This window comes from Collinsella sp. SGI.184 (assembly GCF_050313415.1).
Taxonomy (GTDB): Bacteria; Actinomycetota; Coriobacteriia; order Coriobacteriales; family Coriobacteriaceae; genus Collinsella.
Genome location: NZ_JBNPLJ010000005.1, coordinates 24,318 through 39,746 on the forward strand (window position 1 = coordinate 24,318; position 15,429 = coordinate 39,746).

Sequence of the window (15,429 nt, forward strand, 5' to 3'; positions counted from 1 at the left end):
GGTGCTCGGCTCCTTATGACTGGAAATGGTAAAGCGTTAGCGGATGATGGTCGCGCCGGTCTTGTGCGAAACGTAGACAGCGGCCTTGTTGATCGCGACGTTGATGAGGATGTAGATGACCGCGATTACCAGGTAGACCGACACGAGGGCGTCGTAGTTGGTAATGAGCACGCGGGCATTTTGCATGAGGTCGGGGTAGCTCACCACGTAGGCGACGGTGGTGTCTTTGACTACGACCACAAGCTGCGAAATCAACGACGGAATGATAAACCGAATCGCCTGCGGCAGCACGATTTTAAAGGTGATTTTAGCTTTGGAGAGACCGAGCGCTTGGGCTGCCTCGACCTGCCCGCGCGGTACGGCGTTGACGCCCGCGCGAAAGATCTCGGCCAGCACGCCGGCTGCAGCGAGCGCGACGGGGAGCGTGAGCATCCAAAACGACGGCAGCGCAATTTTGTACTGAGGCAGCACCAAAAAGAAGAAGTAGATGAACAGCAGGCTCGGTACGCCGCGGAAGAAATCGGTGAGCACGCGGCAGACCAGCTGCAGCGGCTTAATGTCGCTGGTGCGGCCGAGCATAAGGGCTAGGCCCAACACCAGCGCGATGGCGCCAGCGGTGAGTGCGACTTTAACGGTGCCCTCAAAGCCGGCAAGCAGGAACTTCCAGGTGGTGAGGTGCGTAAAGAAATACCAATAGTGGACCGAAAGCTGACCGGTCACATAAAAGCGCTGCAACACGAGGACGGCGAGCGCAGCGACGGCAACAAGCGAGATAGCGGTGCCGATGCGAATCTTGGCGCGCATCTTGGGGCCGGGAGCCTCGTAAAGCGCATCGCGCATGGTGAGCGCAGAAGAGGAGTGCTTGCTCATCGGAGGATCCTCACCTTCTTATCGATGTAGTTGCCAATGTGGCTCACCACAAAGGCCGTGCCCAGGTAGCCGAGCGCCGAGATAAAGAACGCGGCGACGCCGCCGAGCGAGCGCGTGTTGATGTAGCTCACCACGCCGGTGAGCTCCTGCGGTTGAAGCGGTACCTGGCTGCCGAGTGCGGTGGTGAGCATGACGGCGATAAAGAGGTTGGTCATGGGCAGCACGCTCGAGCGCAGCGCCTGCGGAATCACGATCTTGGCGAGGATACGGCTGAAGCTCATGCCGAGCGAGCGCGCGGCTTCCACCTGGCCGACGCCGACGGTGTTGATGCCGCTCATAAAGTTCTCGGAGCCAAAGGCCGAGCCCAAAAGGACCGTGGCGACGACAACGCAGGTGCGGTAGGGCAGGACGACCTTGAGCGGCGGCAGCGCATAGACGACGATGATAAGCAGCGCGATGCCGGGGATGTTACGGAAGACCTGAACATACAGGTCGCCAAAAATGCGCAGCGGCTTGAGCGGCGACACGCGCATCACGGTGACAGCGACGGCCAGCACCATGGCGATGGCAAACGACTCAAGCGTCATGCCCCAGGTTGCTAGCAGCGCGTCGATATAGTTCTGGCCATAGAGCGACCAGAGCTCGGAGAGACTCATGCGGACCTCCCGCCGATAAGGAAAGGGGCTCCCGTGTGTACGGAAGCCCCGACAACTCAGTGTGGAAACAGTTTAGCGCAATAAAGCGCATCGTGCGTTTCCGTATGGTTTCGTAGCGGCCGTTACTGGGCTCGCTGTCTAGGCGCCGATCTCGGGCAGCTCGGGAACGTTGGTGTCGCCCGTGCGATCGCCGATGCAGATCTGCCACAGCTCGGTCCAGGTGCCATCGTCCTCGATCTTCTTAAGGAAGTCGTTGACAAAGGCGACGCCGTCGGAATCGAGCGGCAGGCCGATGCCGTAGGGCTCTTTGCTGCCGAAGGGCTTGCCGGCGATCTTGTACTTACCGGGCTCGCGGACCAGGGCGCTCTGCTGCATGTTGTTGTCGATGACGTAGGCGTCAACGCGGCCCTGCTGAAGTGCCTGGCGGGCCTCCTCGTCGGTCTTGAACTCCTGCTGGCTGGCCTTGGGGGCGAACTCCTCCAGGATGGCGGGGCCGTTGGAGCCGGACTGGACGGCGACGTTCTTGTCGGCCAGGTCGTCGACGCTCTTGATGTCGTCGTTGTCGGCGAGCACCAGGATGGCCTGCTGGGTGTAGTAGTAGGGGCCGGCAAAGGAGACAAGCTTCTTGCGCTCATCGGTAATGGTGTAGGTGGCAAAGACGGCATCGACCTGGCCGTTCTGCAGGACGGACTCACGAGTGTCCGAGGTCACCTGGGTGATCTCGACCTTGTTCTCGCCCAGAATGTAGTTGGACAGGAGCTGCGCGATGCCGGCGTCGAAGCCACGGGTCTTGCCGTCCTTCTCGTTGAGGAGGGAGAAGAGCGTGGAGGTCTGAACGCCACCGATCTTAAAGACGCCGGCGTCCTTGACGGCCGTGGCCCAGGTGCTGGCGGCGATGGCGTCATCATCGGCCTTGGGGCCGTTGTCGACGAGCTTGTCGAATGCCTTGGCATCGAGCGTGGTGGAAGCCTCGGTGTCCTCGGGACTCTTGGAGGAGCCGGCGGCGGAACCCTTGTCGGCCTCGGCGCTGGTGTCGGAGCAGCCGGCAAGACCAAGGCCGGCGACGGTTGCAAAGGTGGCGGCGATGAAGCCACGACGGTCGAGAACGACCTGCTGGGAGAGGTTCTTGCTCATGGTAGAACACCTTTCTCAATAAAATCCCTAGCGGTTGAATAGAGTTATACCCTATCGCGCTCAAATGGGTCAACACGAAATAACTCAGAAACATACTTACCTTATGGGTAATTCTACCTACCAAAAAGGGACAGGTTTATTTTGGCAGGTTTTATCTGGGCAAACGTCGATTATTACAGCTGAGATAGCGTTTTGCGGACAGCATGGTCGCTCGCGGCGGTCGCTATAATGGCGGCAACGCGACATATATAAGTAAGGAGATCGCGTATGAACGGCTATTCGTTTTTCGCGCCGACCATGACTTAAAACCACCACAAAGGGGACGGGCACCTTTGTGGTGGTTCTTGCAGATGTGGCGGCCTGCCTCGATGTTTTGTCTCAATCTGTAACATCTGCAGCCATTTTTGCCGAGTAACTGTTACAGATTGAGATTTTCTCTTTAGGGGGATTTGAGTGTCTCGATCTGTAACATCTGGACGGACAAAAGGTCTCTATCTGTTACAGATTGAGACAAACAACAGGGGCAAAGACGGTTTGTCTAGATCTGTAACAATTGGGCGAGGATTTGTCCTCTAGGTGTTACAGATCGAGACAATTGAGTTGGGAAAATAAAAACCTCCGCAGGGGTGCTTCCCTTGCGGAGGTTTTTCTACTCGTTCAGCAGGCGTACTGCTTCGGCGGCCATGTTCTCAATCGTCATGCCGTTCTGAGCAAGCAACTCGTTGGGGTCGTAGCGGTCGGGAAAGCCCTTGGCGATGCCAAAGGTGCGCGTGCGCACGGGCGTGCAGGACAAGTAGCACGCGACGCGCTCGCCCCAGCCACCGTCCAAGATGCCGTCCTCGAGGGTGACGACAACGCGATGCTCGGCGGCAAGGCCATCGAGAGACTCGCGGTCAAGCTCGGTTGCAAAGCGCGGGTTGACGAGCGTGGCCTCTATGCCGTATTCGGCAGCCAAGCGGTTTGTCACGCGCTCGCCCAGCTCAAAGAAATCGCCAAGCGCGAGCACGGCAACGTCGCGGCCCTGACGCACCACGTCGTAGCGAACGGCGCTGTAGTCGGTGTCCTCGGCGGGCGCCAAATCGGGGCGGCTAACCAGGCCAATGCCCGGAACGCGGATCGCCACGGGATGCTCGCGGTGGTCGAGCGACCAGCTCAGCATGGACAGGTATTCCTCCATGCAGGCCGGTGCCAGATAGCGCATGTTGGGAAGTCCGCCCAGCATGGATATATCAAAGAACGAGAGGTGCGTCTCGGATGTGGTGCCAAAGATCGACGCGCCAAACACCAGGATGGTTGCGGGGGTGTCGTTGAGGCACAGGTCGTGCCACAACTCGTCGTAGGCGCGCTGTAAAAACGTGCCGTACACACCAAAGACTGGCTTGGCGCCCGAGCGCGCAAGCGCGGTGGCAAAGGTCACGGCGTGCTCCTCGGCAATGCCCACATCGACGAACTGTTTGCCGGCCGCGGCGCGAAGCTCGGGTGTAAAGCCCATGATGTAGGGCGTGGCGGCCGTGATGCCCACGACCTGCGGATCGCGCTCGATGGCGGCGCTGAGCGCCTCGCCCGTAATGTCGGCATAGGTGCGCGGCGCAGGCTCGCTCGGATGGCCCGGGCAGAGCTTGCGCCCAGTAGTCATGTCAAACGGACCCACATGGTGCCAGCGCTCGGGGTCGCTCTGGGCTGGCTCAAAGCCCTTGCCCTTGGCGGTGGAGACATGCAGCACGATGGGATGATCGATATTGCGCAGTTCCTGCAGCGCGTCGACGAGGGCCAACACATCGTTACCGGCGTCCAGATAGCGGTAGTCGAGCCCCATCGCGCGGAAAACATTGCGCTCACAGGTGCCGTTGCTGGCGCGCAGTTCGGCCAGATTGCGATACAGGCCGCCATGGTTTTCGGCGATGGACTGGTCGTTATCGTTGACGATGATGATCAAGTTGCTGTCGAGCTCGGCGGCGTTGTTAAAGCCCTCAAACGCCAGGCCGCCCGAAAGCGAGCCGTCGCCAATAACGGTAATGACGTTATACGTGTCGCCCGCCAGGTCACGAGCGTGCGCAAGGCCGCAGCCCAGGCTCACCGACGTGGAGGTATGGCCCATGGCAAACAGGTCGTGCTCGGACTCGTCGGGATTGGCAAAGCCAGAAGCCTCACCATAACGCTCCGGATCGATATAGGTGTACGCGCGCCCCGTCAGCGCCTTGTGGGCGTAGGTCTGGTGCGAAACGTCAAAGACAATCTTGTCGATGGGGGAGTTAAACACGCGATGAAGCGCAACCGTAAGCTCAACGACGCCCAGGTTGGGGGCAACGTGCCCACCGACGGCGGCGGAGCTTTCGAGGATTGCCTGGCGGATCTCGCCGCAGAGCAGCGGAAGCTCGGCGCGGTCGAGAGCCTTGACGTCCTCGGGCGTTGTCGTTTGCGTAAGCAGCATCGTTGTGGGTTACTCCATGCGAATCGAGCGCCGGCGCTCCCTCGGCCGGCACAATTGCACAAAACAGTCTCGCACATTTTGGCGTTTGATATGTGACGGCGGCGCGGTAATTCGCCAACTGGTGGGACAAAACGTTTTGTCCGATGCCATACTGGTAGATTCGATGATGATTTATTCAATGCGTGCAGGCTGTGGCTTGTCGCCGTGTGTCGCTGGAAGGAGGCAGCATGTCCGATGTCGTTCGTGCCGAGAAAATCGCGCACGAGGTCGACTATGCCGCCCGTCAGCTCGCCCAGGCGGGTCGTCTGGACCTGACGCGCGAGTTTATCCAGCATGGCGACGTGACGGTATATGCACATGTGACTTCGGTAGCGCGGGCGAGCCTGTCCTTTGCCGAGCGCTTGGGCCGTGTCGGTATCTCCGTCGACCGCGGCTCGCTGTTGCGAGGGGCCCTGCTGCACGATTACTTTCTTTATGACTGGCACGATCCCGACCCAAGCCATCGGCTGCATGGCTTTCGGCATCCGTTTTTTGCCCTGGCGCGTGCGGAGGAAGATTTTGAGCTGACGTCGCGCGAGCGGAATATTATCGTGCGGCATATGTTTCCGCTGGTGCCGGTGCCGCCGACGTGTCGTGAGGCATGGATTGTGTGCCTGGCGGATAAATGGTGCGCTCTGCGCGAGACGGTCGCCGGCCGTCTGCCGCGCAAAGACGGCGCGAACGATTCGAACGAGGGCTCGAGCGACGGCTCGAGCAAAGATTCGAGTGAAAAGAGGAGAGGATAGACGGTGGGGACCGCGATCGACATGGCATTTGACGGCGCGACGCTTGCCGCCTGCCCGCTCTCGGCGCTGGTGCTCTCGTTTGCCTTCTACGGTTTTTGCGGTTGGGCATGGGAATCGACAGTCTGCGCCATGCTCAACCACGGGCGATTTGCCAACAGTGGCTTTTTGCTGGGGCCGTGCTGCCCTATCTATGGCGCGGGCGGCATTGCCTGCTGGCTGCTGTTGCGCGGAATTCCTGACGCGTCGAGCCAGTTTGTCGCCGCGGCGCTTGTGTGCAGCGTAATCGAGTACAGTGTGGGCCTTCTATTGGAAAAGACAACAGGCGCACGCTTTTGGGACTATTCGCACCTGCCGTTTAACTTGCACGGACGTATCTGCCTGTACTGGGCCTGCGCGTTTGGCCTGGGCGCGTTGTGCATTTGTCGTTTAGTGGAGCCGGCATTGCTGGGACTGCTTGGCCATCTGCCGGTGCTGATTGTGCGGCTGTCCGCCTTTATCGTCGCGGTTGCGATGATGGTCGACGCGGTGTTCTCTTTGGCCAGTTGGCGTCGCCTGTCCGATCAGCTGGAGCGTGTGCGCGCCGACCTTGCCGACCGCATCAATGAGTCGCTTGCCGATGCCTCGGACTCCATGCTCGAACGTATTCCCGATTCGACGATTGACTCGGTAGCGCAGACGCATATCCGTAGCCGCGCCGTTAACGCGTGGCTGGCCGAGCTGGGCGACGCGGCGCTCGATGCCCTGCGCGAGAAGGCTTCGATGCCGACGTTTATCTCGGATGGTGCTCGCGGCCTGGCGCTTGCCGCCCGCCGCGTCGCCGATGCCGCGCCGAGCATGCCGCGTCCGTCGCTCAGTCGTCGCCTTGCCGGTAAGCGCATGAGCCGTCCGGTGCCGAGTGTGTCGCTCAGCCGTCGCGACCTGCGCTTCTTCAATGCCTTCCCGCGTCTGCGCATCAATCGCTACGAAGGTGTCATTCGAGCAACTAATCTCCGCGACCGCGCCCACGAGCTGTTTCGGCGCTAGCCGGGAAGGGCACGCTCACGGCTCCCTTGCTCGCGTATTTCCCGTTCGTTTCGCGTCCGTTGCCGCGCCGTTTCCAAGATTGCGGCACCGTTTCCATTCGACAACGCAGCGTTTAACAACGCCGTATCTGGTCTACACCAGTTGCCCCTCGGCCGCATTATGGGCGCCGACAACGTTCATGCGACCAAAGGGGAGCGAATGTACGATACGGGATCGACAACGTTTATGCTCATCTGCACCATGCTCGTGTTTTTAATGACACCGGGTCTGGCGTTTTTCTATGGTGGCCTGTCCAGGCGCAAAAATGTCATCAACACCATGCTTATGTGCTTTGGCGCCATTGGCCTGGTTGGTGTGCTGTGGATTGTTGCCGGCTGGTCGCTGGCCTACGGCGGCGACGGCTCGAGCCCGTTTATTGGAGGCCTTGACCAGCTGCTGTGCTTGCCGGTGCTCAACCAGGTGCTGCAGGCGGCCGAGGGCAATGCTGCGGACGGTGCCGTCTACCCTCAAATCATCAACATCGCCTTCCAAATGGCGTTTGCCATGATCACGGCTGCTATCGTCACGGGCAGCCTGGCCGGCCGCGTTAAGTTTGGTGCCATGACGGCCTTCCTGGGCATTTGGCTGCTCGTGGTCTATGCGCCGCTCGCCCACATGGTCTGGGGCGGTGAGGGTTCCTTTATCGGCGACGTCATCGGTGCGCTCGACTTTGCGGGCGGCGACGTGGTGCACATCTCGTCCGGTCTCACGGGCCTGATTCTCTGCTTAATGCTCGGCCGTCGTCGCGGCTTTGGCATGGTGAGCTACCGCCCGCATAACGTGCCGTTTGTGGCGCTGGGCGCCGGCCTGCTTTGGTTTGGCTGGTTTGGCTTTAACGGCGGCAGCGAGTTTAAGGCCGACGCCGTGGCCGCGCTCGCCATCCTCAACACCGTGACGGCCAGCGCGGCGGGCATGGTCTCGTGGCTTGCCGTTGAGCGCTTGCGCACCGGTCGCCCCACGCTGGTGGGTGCCAGCACCGGTCTGGTTGCGGGCCTTGTGGTGGTCACGCCGGGTGCGGGCTTTGTCGAGCCGTGGGCGGCGCTGGTCATGGGCCTGATCGTATCACCTGTCTGCTACCTGGCTATCAGCCATCTTAAGACCAAGTTTGGCTACGACGATGCGCTCGACGCGTTTGGCTGCCACGGCATCGGCGGCATCTTGGGCGGCGTGCTCACGGGCCTGTTCTGCGTGCCGGAGCTCTCGTGGACCGGTAAGGGCGGCCTGTTCTACACGGGCGACGTGTCGCTGCTCATCTCGCAGATTTTGGGCATTGTGGTGACGGTCGCTCTTGTACTGGTGCTCGACTTGGTGATCGCTGCGGTGGTCAAGGCGCTGTTCCGCGGCAGCCTGCGCGTGGACGAGGCAGACGAGGCACTGGGCTTGGATGCGAGTCAGCACGGCGAGAGCGCTTATCCCTCCTTCTCGGGACTTGACTAGCGGCACGGCTTTCCCAGGCACCCGACCTTGCCCCTCAAGCCGTCGCTTGCGTACCGAAGTACGCGGCGCTCCTCTTTCGGGGCAATCTCGGGCACCTGGAAAACCCGTGCCATGTGAAGGACAATCAATTTCTTTTATTAAAGAGAGGAATTCACTATGAAGAAGATTACGGCGATCGTTCGTGCCGAGAAGCTTGAGGTTCTTAAAGATGCGCTGTTTGCTGCCGATGTTCGTGGCATGACCATCAACCAGGTGCAGGGCTGCGGTGCGCAGCATGGCTGGAAGGAATATGTGCGCGGCAACGAGTTGCTTGTCAACACGATCCCTAAGGTGCAGTTCACCCTCATCTGCGCCGATGAACATGTCGACGGAATTGTCGAGATTATCTGCAACGCCGCTCGCACCGGTGCCGTTGGAGACGGCAAGATTTGGGTTGAGCCGGTCGAGGAAGTTATCCGCATCCGCACCGGCGAACACGGCCCCGCCGCGGTGTAGAATCGACCGCCTGACGGGTGTGCCTCTCTTGGGGCGCGCCCGTTCTCGTCTACAATATCGTGCAGACGAAGGAGAGGCATGCCCATGATCAAGATGTTTGCGAGTGACTTAGACGGAACGCTGCTGAACGCCCTGCACGAGGCAGACGGGACCATTCGCCGTGCCATTCGCGAGCTGACCGAGGCTGGCCTGCATGTGGTTCCCGCAACCGGGCGCTCGACGCTGCCGATCGGCGAACATGGCTTTACAGGTCTGGCACTCGACGCCTGCTGCTCCAACGGATCCATCGTGCGCAACAGCCATGGCGAGGTGCTCAAGACCTGGACCATCGACCCGCAGATTACCGAGGAGCTGCTCAAGAAGTTCCCGGGCATTTGCTTTGATTGCTCCACGCCCGATGGCATGTTCTCGAGCGGATCGTTCGAGATGCACCAGGCGGGCTTTAAAAAGGACAGTCCTATCAGGCGCATCGTGATGCGCGGCATGCGTGCACGTGGGGGGTATCACGAGGAGCAATATTTCGACCAGTCGATCGGTGACATCCTGCGCCATGACGTATGCAAGATCAATTGTCGCGTGACCTCGCCCGAGCTGGAGCGCGACCTTAAGGCGTATTTGGCCGAGCGCTCGGACCGCGTGGTCAACGCGCCGTTCGATCCGGTGATGTTCGAGATCACGGACGTGGCGTGCAACAAGGGTGAGAGCGTGGCCTGGTTGGCGGGCTACTACGGCATTGCCGAGGACGAGGTCGCGGTTTACGGCGACGGCGGCAACGACATCGCCATGCTCAAGCGCTTCCGCCACAGCTACGCGACCAAAAACGGCAGCGATGCCGCCAAGGCCGCCGCGAGCGCGACTATCGGCAGCTGCATGGTCCATGCCGTCCCCAAACACATGCTTGCCACCATGCATAAGCAAAATTCCCGCACCATCATCGAATAATGTGACAAAGGGACTGCCCCTTCGTCGCATCCAAATATTGCCTTTACGTGTTGATACACACGGTGTGCAATAATACTCGCACTGTGCAATAGCGCACAGGCAGAGTAACAAGGAGGACGCTTGTCCCAGCTCGAGAAATGCGATCGCCGGTCCCTTCGCTCGCAGCGTGCCCTTCGCCAGGCACTTGCCAGCGAACTAGCCGAAAGCGGCGATCTTTCGCGCATTAACGTCGCGTCGCTCACCGAGCGTGCTGGCCTCACGCGCCGTACGTTCTATTCGCACTACCGCGATATCCCCGACTTTATCAATCAAATCGAGGACGGCTTGCTGGCCGAGATCCGTGAGCGTATTGAGCTCATCACCGCAGCTCGGCTGCCCGATCTCTATCACAACATCGATGAGCTCGAGCCGGCGCCCGGTTCGGTTGAGCTACTGCGTTATCTTGCGGCCAACCGCGACTTGATCGGTGCGCTGCTGGGTCCGGGCGGCGACCAGGCCTTCATTAAAAGGATTATCGACACCGCACGTGAGGCTGTGGTGCCGCGTGCACAGACGGGCATTTTGGGCCTGGCGCTGGGCACGTTCTTTGACTACTACGTCACCTACGTCGTGAGTGCCGAGGTCGGCATGATTCAGCGCTGGTTTGAGCGTGGGCTCACCGAATCGCCCGAGGCCATGGCGCGCATGATGACGGTGCTCGCTTTTGTGCGTCCTGGTGACCTGTATGGCCAACCCATCGATATCAACGTGCCGGAGTACGGCATGAAGCTATTGAACTTGCAGCTCGAGGACGCGGCCGACACCCCCGCAACCGTCGAGTCCAACAACTAAGAGGAGAGACAATGAGCAAACTCGTCGAGGGCATCAAGGACCGCATGGTCGCCGCCGCACGCGAGGCTGCGCCCACCGTGGTGGACGCCGCGCAGAAGGCCGCGACCGCGGCTGCCGAGAAAGTTGCCGAGGCAGTTGCCGATGCCAAGAACTCGGTAGGGGAGACGTCCGTCGCTAGCGAGCCCGCAGCCACCGCCCACGCCCCCGAAGGCGCAATCTTCAACCCCGAGGCCGCCCACGGCAACCTGCACCTGGGCATCGATGTGGGCTCCACCACCGTTAAACTCGCCGTGCTCAACGATGACAACCAGATCGTCTACGCCAAGTACCAGCGCCACCACACCGACGTCCGCGCTTGCGCCCGCGACCTGTTCGAGGGCGCTGCGGCCGTGCTGCCGACGGCCCAGATGACCTGCGCCATTACCGGCTCGGGCGGTCTGCTGCTGTCCCAATGGCTCGACCTGGAGTTTGTCCAAGAGGTCATCGCCAGCAAACGCGCCGTCGAGACCCTCATCCCGGCCACCGATGTCGCCATCGAGCTGGGCGGCGAGGACGCCAAGATCATCTACTTCGATAACGGCATCGAGCAGCGCATGAACGGCACCTGTGCCGGCGGTACGGGTGCGTTCATCGACCAGATGGCAACCCTGCTGCACACCGACGCCAGCGGCCTTAACGAACTCGCGGCCAACGCCACCACCATCTATCCCATCGCCAGCCGCTGCGGCGTTTTTGCCAAGACCGACGTGCAGCCGCTGCTCAACGAGGGCGCCCGCCCCGAGGACGTGGCCGCCTCCATCTTCCAGGCTGTCGTGACCCAGACCATCTCGGGCCTGGCGTGCGGCCGTCCCATCCGCGGTAACGTCGCCTTCCTGGGCGGCCCGCTGCAGTATCTCTCCGAGCTGCGCCATCGCTTCTACCTCACGCTCAACCTGGACGAGGAGCACCGCATCGTGCCCCAAAATGCTCACCTGTTTGTGGCGAGCGGTGCCGCCATGGCGCACGAGTCCAATAAGCTCAGCACGTTCCCGCAGCTCATCGAGGCCATCGATGCCCTGGGTGACACACAGGGCGCCGAGGTCGAGCGTCTGGATCCGCTCTTTGCCACCGACGAGGACTTTGCCGAGTTCAAGACCCGCCACGACACCGAAGTCGTCCCCAAGGGCAAGCTCGAAGGCTACACCGGTCGCGTGTTCATCGGTATCGACGCCGGTTCCACCACCATGAAGGCCGCGCTTGTGGGTGAGGACGGCCAGTTGCTGCATACCTGGTACGGCAATAACAACGGTGACATCCTGGGTACGGCCAAGGTCATCATGGCCGATTTCTACAACCACATCCCCGCCGGCTGCACCATCGGCCACGTGACCACCACGGGTTACGGCGAGGCGCTGCTCATCGAGGCCCTCAAGGCCGACTCCGGCGAGATCGAGACCGTCGCGCACCTGCGCGGAGCCAAGGCATTCCTGCCCGGCGTCGAGTTTATCCTGGACATCGGCGGCCAGGACATGAAGTGCCTGCGCGTCAAGGACGGCGTTATCGAGCACATCATGCTCAACGAGGCCTGCTCGTCGGGCTGCGGTAGCTTTATCGAGAGCTTCGCCGTCTCTATGAACATGGACGTGCGCGCGTTCGCCGACGCCGCCATCCATGCCAAGGCTCCGGTGGACCTGGGCAGTCGCTGCACGGTCTTTATGAATTCGCGTGTTAAGCAGGCGCAAAAGGAAGGCGCCACGGTGGGCGACATCGCGGCCGGTCTGTCCTATTCCGTCATTAAGAATGCCCTGTTCAAGGTCATTAAGCTGCGCGATCCCAAGGAGATCGGAAGCCAGGTGATCGTCCAGGGCGGCACCTTTATGTCCGATGCCACGCTGCGCGCGTTTGAGCAGCTCACCGGCGTTCACGCCGTGCGTCCCGACATCGCCGGCTGCATGGGCGCCTATGGTGCGGCCTTGCTCGCCCGCGATCGCGCTGGCGCCGACGGCACCTCGACCATCCTTTCGGCCGAGGACATCGCGCACCTCACTGTGACGCAAAAGCACGTCCGCTGCGGTCGCTGCTCCAACAACTGCCAGCTCACCGTCAACGACTTTGGCGGCGGTAGGCGCTTCATTACCGGCAACCGCTGCGAGAAGGGCGCCGGCCACAAAAAGCAAAAGACCGAGGCCCCTAACCTCTTCAAAAAGAAAAACGAGTTGCTCTTTAATCGCGAGGTGCTGAGCCCCGACGAGGCCCCGCGCGGCACCGTGGGTATCCCGCGCGCACTCAACATGTACGAGAACTACCCCTTCTGGCACGCGTTCTTTACGCGCTTGGGCTTTAGCGTGCAGCTGTCCGACCAGTCGAGCAAGAAGACCTACCAGGCGGGCATCGAGTCCATGCCGTCCGAGAGCGTGTGCTATCCGGCCAAGATGAGCCACGGCCACGTGATGAACCTTATCGACCGCGATGTCGACTTTATCTGGATGCCGTGCGTGCGCTGGGAGCGCAAGGAGGATCCGACGGCTGGCAATTGCTATAACTGCCCCATCGTCATGAGCTACCCCACGGCGCTGGCGCTCAACATCGACGAGATCCGTGAGCAGAACATCGAGTTCCTGTACCCGTTTGTGCCCTATCACGACAAGACCGAGCTCAAGCGCCGCTTGTACCAGGTGCTTGCCGTCGACCGCGTGGCCGATGCTGAGGCCGGTCGCGGTCGCGTGCGCGGTCCCAAGATCACGCGCTCCGAGGTCGATGCCGCCGTCAACGCTGCCTTTGAGGCCGATGCACGCTTCCACGAGGACATCCAGACCATGGGCGAGGAGACCCTTAAGTGGGTCGAGGACCACGGCGGTCACGGCATCGTGCTCGCCGGCCGCCCCTACCACAACGACCCCGAGATCAACCACGCCCTGCCCGAGCTTATCTCGAGCTTTGGCTTTGCGGTCTTTACCGAGGATTCGCTTGCGCACCTGGTGAAGCCCGAGCGCCCCATCCGCGTCGTCGACCAGTGGATGTACCACAGCCGCCTGTACGCCGTCGCCCGTTTTGTGACGATGCGCAACGACCTGGACCTGATCCAGCTCAACTCTTTCGGCTGCGGCCTGGACGCTCTGACTACCGATCAGGTGCAGGAGATTCTGGAGGCCAGCGGCAAGATCTATACCGTGCTCAAGATCGACGAGGTGTCCAATCTGGGCGCCGCGCGCATCCGCATCCGCTCGCTCATGGCCGCGCTTAAGGACCAGGAGGCCGAGCGTTTGGCCGAGGCCGCGGCCGCGGGCGAGACCTACGAGCAGGGCGATGCCGCGCCGGTGGCTCCCTCCACGGATGCCCCCGCATTCGCGAGCCGCAAGTACACGTTCGAGGCTCAGCGCGAGAGCGCATCGACCGCGTGGCCCAAGGTGCCCTTTACCGAGCAGATGCGCGAGGAGGGCTACACCATCCTGTGCCCGCAGATGGCGCCGATCCACTTTGACCTGGTCAAAGAGGTGTTCCGCGGTGCCGGCTACAACTTGGAGCTGCTGCCCTCGACCGATCACGACGCCGTCGAGGCCGGCCTGCGCTATGTGAACAATGACATTTGCTATCCGTCCATTTTGGTGACCGGCCAGATTATGGAGGCCATCGAGAGCGGCCGGTACGACCTGTCCAAGACGGCCGTGGTTATCAGCCAGACAGGCGGCGGCTGCCGTGCCACCAACTACATCGCACTCATCCGCAAGGCCCTGCGCGAGAGCGGCCACCCCGAGATTCCGGTGATCTCGCTTTCGGCGGTGGCGCTCGGTGAGGACAACCCCGGCTTTAAAATTACGCCGGCGCTGCTTAAGCAGGCAGTCTACGCGGTGCTCTTTGGCGACGTGATGATGCAGATGCTTTATCGCTGTCGTCCATACGAGGCTACGCCCGGTGCCGCCAACGCACTCTACGAGGAGTACATGGCGCGCGCCCGCAAGCTGGCGCCCAAGTTCAACCGCCACAACTACACCAAGCTGTGCCGCGAGGCCATCCGCGCGTTCGACACCATGCCGCTCGTGGGTGAGGGCACCAAGCCGCGCGTGGGCGTGGTCGGCGAGATCTTGGTCAAGTTCCACCCCACAGCCAACAACCACGTGGTCGACGTTATCGAGCGCGAGGGCTGCGAGGCCGTGGTGCCGGGCCTGCTCGACTTCTTCCTGTACTCCATGAGCAACGCCGAGCTGCAGAAGGATGAGCTCGGAAGCTCTGCAACCACGCGCGCTGGTATGCAGGCGCTCATCAAGCTCGTGGACTGGATGCGTACGCCGGTGGAGGAGCTGCTCCAAAAGTCCCGCCGCTTTGAGGCGCCCGAGCGCATCGGCACCATGGCGGACAAGGCCCGTACGGTGCTTTCGGTGTGCAACAACATGGGCGAAGGCTGGCTGCTCACGGCCGAGATGCTCGACCTGATTGACCATGGCGCGCCCAACATCATCTGCACGCAGCCCTTTGCGTGCCTGCCTAACCACGTGGTGGGCAAGGCCGTGATCAAGGAGCTGCGCCGTCAGCACCCCGAGAGCAACATTGTCGCGGTGGACTACGACCCCGGCGCGTCCGAGGTCAACCAGCTCAACCGCATTAAGCTCATGATCAGCGTGGCCAAGGAAAACATGCGCGCCGGTAAGGGCTTTAAGCTCGAGAAGGTGGCGCCGCTCGCGATGGACGAGGTCACCGGCCAGATGCGTGACCATGGTGGCTGCGTGAGCTGTGGCTCGGCCAGCGAGGAGGCCGTTGCATCGGTCGCCAAGCGTCTGGGACGCGGCATTAAGAAGTAGTTGGCCTGCTA

11 protein-coding genes are annotated in these 15,429 nt (G+C 61.5%); 7 read left to right on the plus strand and 4 right to left on the minus strand.

Features of this window, described 5'->3' with window-relative positions; translation table 11 throughout:
- Window positions 1-36 precede the first annotated feature (36 nt).
- From ACQRAJ_RS02685 to ACQRAJ_RS02700, 4 genes are all read right to left on the minus strand, one after another.
- A complete protein-coding gene (locus tag ACQRAJ_RS02685; RefSeq protein WP_427747661.1) occupies window positions 37-870 on the minus strand; it encodes an amino acid ABC transporter permease in 834 nt (277 codons plus the stop codon).
- Window positions 867-1,526 (minus strand): amino acid ABC transporter permease, encoded by a 660-nt coding sequence (locus tag ACQRAJ_RS02690; protein ID WP_427747662.1) that lies wholly within the window; start codon window positions 1,524-1,526, stop codon window positions 867-869. The genes ACQRAJ_RS02685 and ACQRAJ_RS02690 overlap by 4 nt, the downstream gene beginning before the upstream one ends.
- A 138-nt stretch (window positions 1,527-1,664) precedes the next feature.
- Window positions 1,665-2,660 carry a glutamate ABC transporter substrate-binding protein gene (locus tag ACQRAJ_RS02695; protein ID WP_427718227.1) on the minus strand — a complete coding sequence of 332 codons (996 nt, stop codon included), beginning with the start codon at window positions 2,658-2,660 and terminating at the stop codon, window positions 1,665-1,667.
- 649 nt (window positions 2,661-3,309) lie between these two features.
- The gene (locus tag ACQRAJ_RS02700) at window positions 3,310-5,091 is read right to left on the minus strand and encodes a 1-deoxy-D-xylulose-5-phosphate synthase (RefSeq protein WP_427728065.1); all 1,782 of its coding nucleotides are present in this window, start codon (window positions 5,089-5,091) and stop codon (window positions 3,310-3,312) included.
- A 227-nt stretch (window positions 5,092-5,318) separates the two neighbouring features.
- Here ACQRAJ_RS02700 and ACQRAJ_RS02705 point away from each other — a divergent pair, with 227 nt between their 5' ends.
- The 7 genes from ACQRAJ_RS02705 (at window position 5,319) to ACQRAJ_RS02735 (ending at window position 15,418) form a co-directional block, all read left to right on the plus strand.
- On the plus strand, window positions 5,319-5,876 hold the full coding sequence (locus ACQRAJ_RS02705) for an HD domain-containing protein (protein WP_427728062.1): 558 nt from the start codon (window positions 5,319-5,321) through the stop codon (window positions 5,874-5,876).
- A 3-nt stretch (window positions 5,877-5,879) separates the two neighbouring features.
- Window positions 5,880-6,899, plus strand: a complete 1,020-nt coding sequence (locus ACQRAJ_RS02710; RefSeq protein ID WP_427728060.1) for a putative ABC transporter permease — start codon at window positions 5,880-5,882, stop codon at window positions 6,897-6,899.
- A gap of 198 nt (window positions 6,900-7,097) precedes the next feature.
- The gene (locus ACQRAJ_RS02715; RefSeq protein ID WP_427747663.1) at window positions 7,098-8,375 is read left to right on the plus strand and encodes an ammonium transporter; all 1,278 of its coding nucleotides are present in this window, start codon (window positions 7,098-7,100) and stop codon (window positions 8,373-8,375) included.
- A gap of 156 nt (window positions 8,376-8,531) precedes the next feature.
- Window positions 8,532-8,870 carry a P-II family nitrogen regulator gene (locus tag ACQRAJ_RS02720; RefSeq protein ID WP_117734256.1) on the plus strand — a complete coding sequence of 113 codons (339 nt, stop codon included), beginning with the start codon at window positions 8,532-8,534 and terminating at the stop codon, window positions 8,868-8,870.
- Window positions 8,871-8,954: 84 nt separating this feature from the next.
- Window positions 8,955-9,812: an HAD-IIB family hydrolase gene (locus ACQRAJ_RS02725; protein ID WP_427747664.1), complete on the plus strand. Its 858-nt coding sequence runs from the start codon at window positions 8,955-8,957 to the stop codon at window positions 9,810-9,812.
- 120 nt (window positions 9,813-9,932) lie between these two features.
- Window positions 9,933-10,643, plus strand: a complete 711-nt coding sequence (locus tag ACQRAJ_RS02730; RefSeq protein WP_427728052.1) for a TetR/AcrR family transcriptional regulator — start codon at window positions 9,933-9,935, stop codon at window positions 10,641-10,643.
- Between the two features lie 11 nt (window positions 10,644-10,654).
- Window positions 10,655-15,418 (plus strand): acyl-CoA dehydratase activase-related protein, encoded by a 4,764-nt coding sequence (locus tag ACQRAJ_RS02735; RefSeq protein WP_427728049.1) that lies wholly within the window; start codon window positions 10,655-10,657, stop codon window positions 15,416-15,418.
- Window positions 15,419-15,429: the final 11 nt, after the last annotated feature.

Bases quoted from the DNA above. Each gene is read 5' to 3' on its own strand.
- ACQRAJ_RS02685 (WP_427747661.1), bottom strand. From the start codon at position 870: ATGAGCAAGCACTCCTCTTCTGCGCTCACCATGCGCGATGCGCTTTAC.
- ACQRAJ_RS02690 (WP_427747662.1), bottom strand. From the start codon at position 1,526: ATGAGTCTCTCCGAGCTCTGGTCGCTCTATGGCCAGAACTATATCGAC.
- ACQRAJ_RS02695 (WP_427718227.1), bottom strand. From the start codon at position 2,660: ATGAGCAAGAACCTCTCCCAGCAGGTCGTTCTCGACCGTCGTGGCTTC.
- ACQRAJ_RS02700 (WP_427728065.1), bottom strand. From the start codon at position 5,091: ATGCTGCTTACGCAAACGACAACGCCCGAGGACGTCAAGGCTCTCGAC.
- ACQRAJ_RS02705 (WP_427728062.1), top strand. From the start codon at position 5,319: ATGTCCGATGTCGTTCGTGCCGAGAAAATCGCGCACGAGGTCGACTAT.
- ACQRAJ_RS02715 (WP_427747663.1), top strand. From the start codon at position 7,098: ATGTACGATACGGGATCGACAACGTTTATGCTCATCTGCACCATGCTC.
- ACQRAJ_RS02720 (WP_117734256.1), top strand. From the start codon at position 8,532: ATGAAGAAGATTACGGCGATCGTTCGTGCCGAGAAGCTTGAGGTTCTT.
- ACQRAJ_RS02725 (WP_427747664.1), top strand. From the start codon at position 8,955: ATGATCAAGATGTTTGCGAGTGACTTAGACGGAACGCTGCTGAACGCC.
- ACQRAJ_RS02735 (WP_427728049.1), top strand. From the start codon at position 10,655: ATGAGCAAACTCGTCGAGGGCATCAAGGACCGCATGGTCGCCGCCGCA.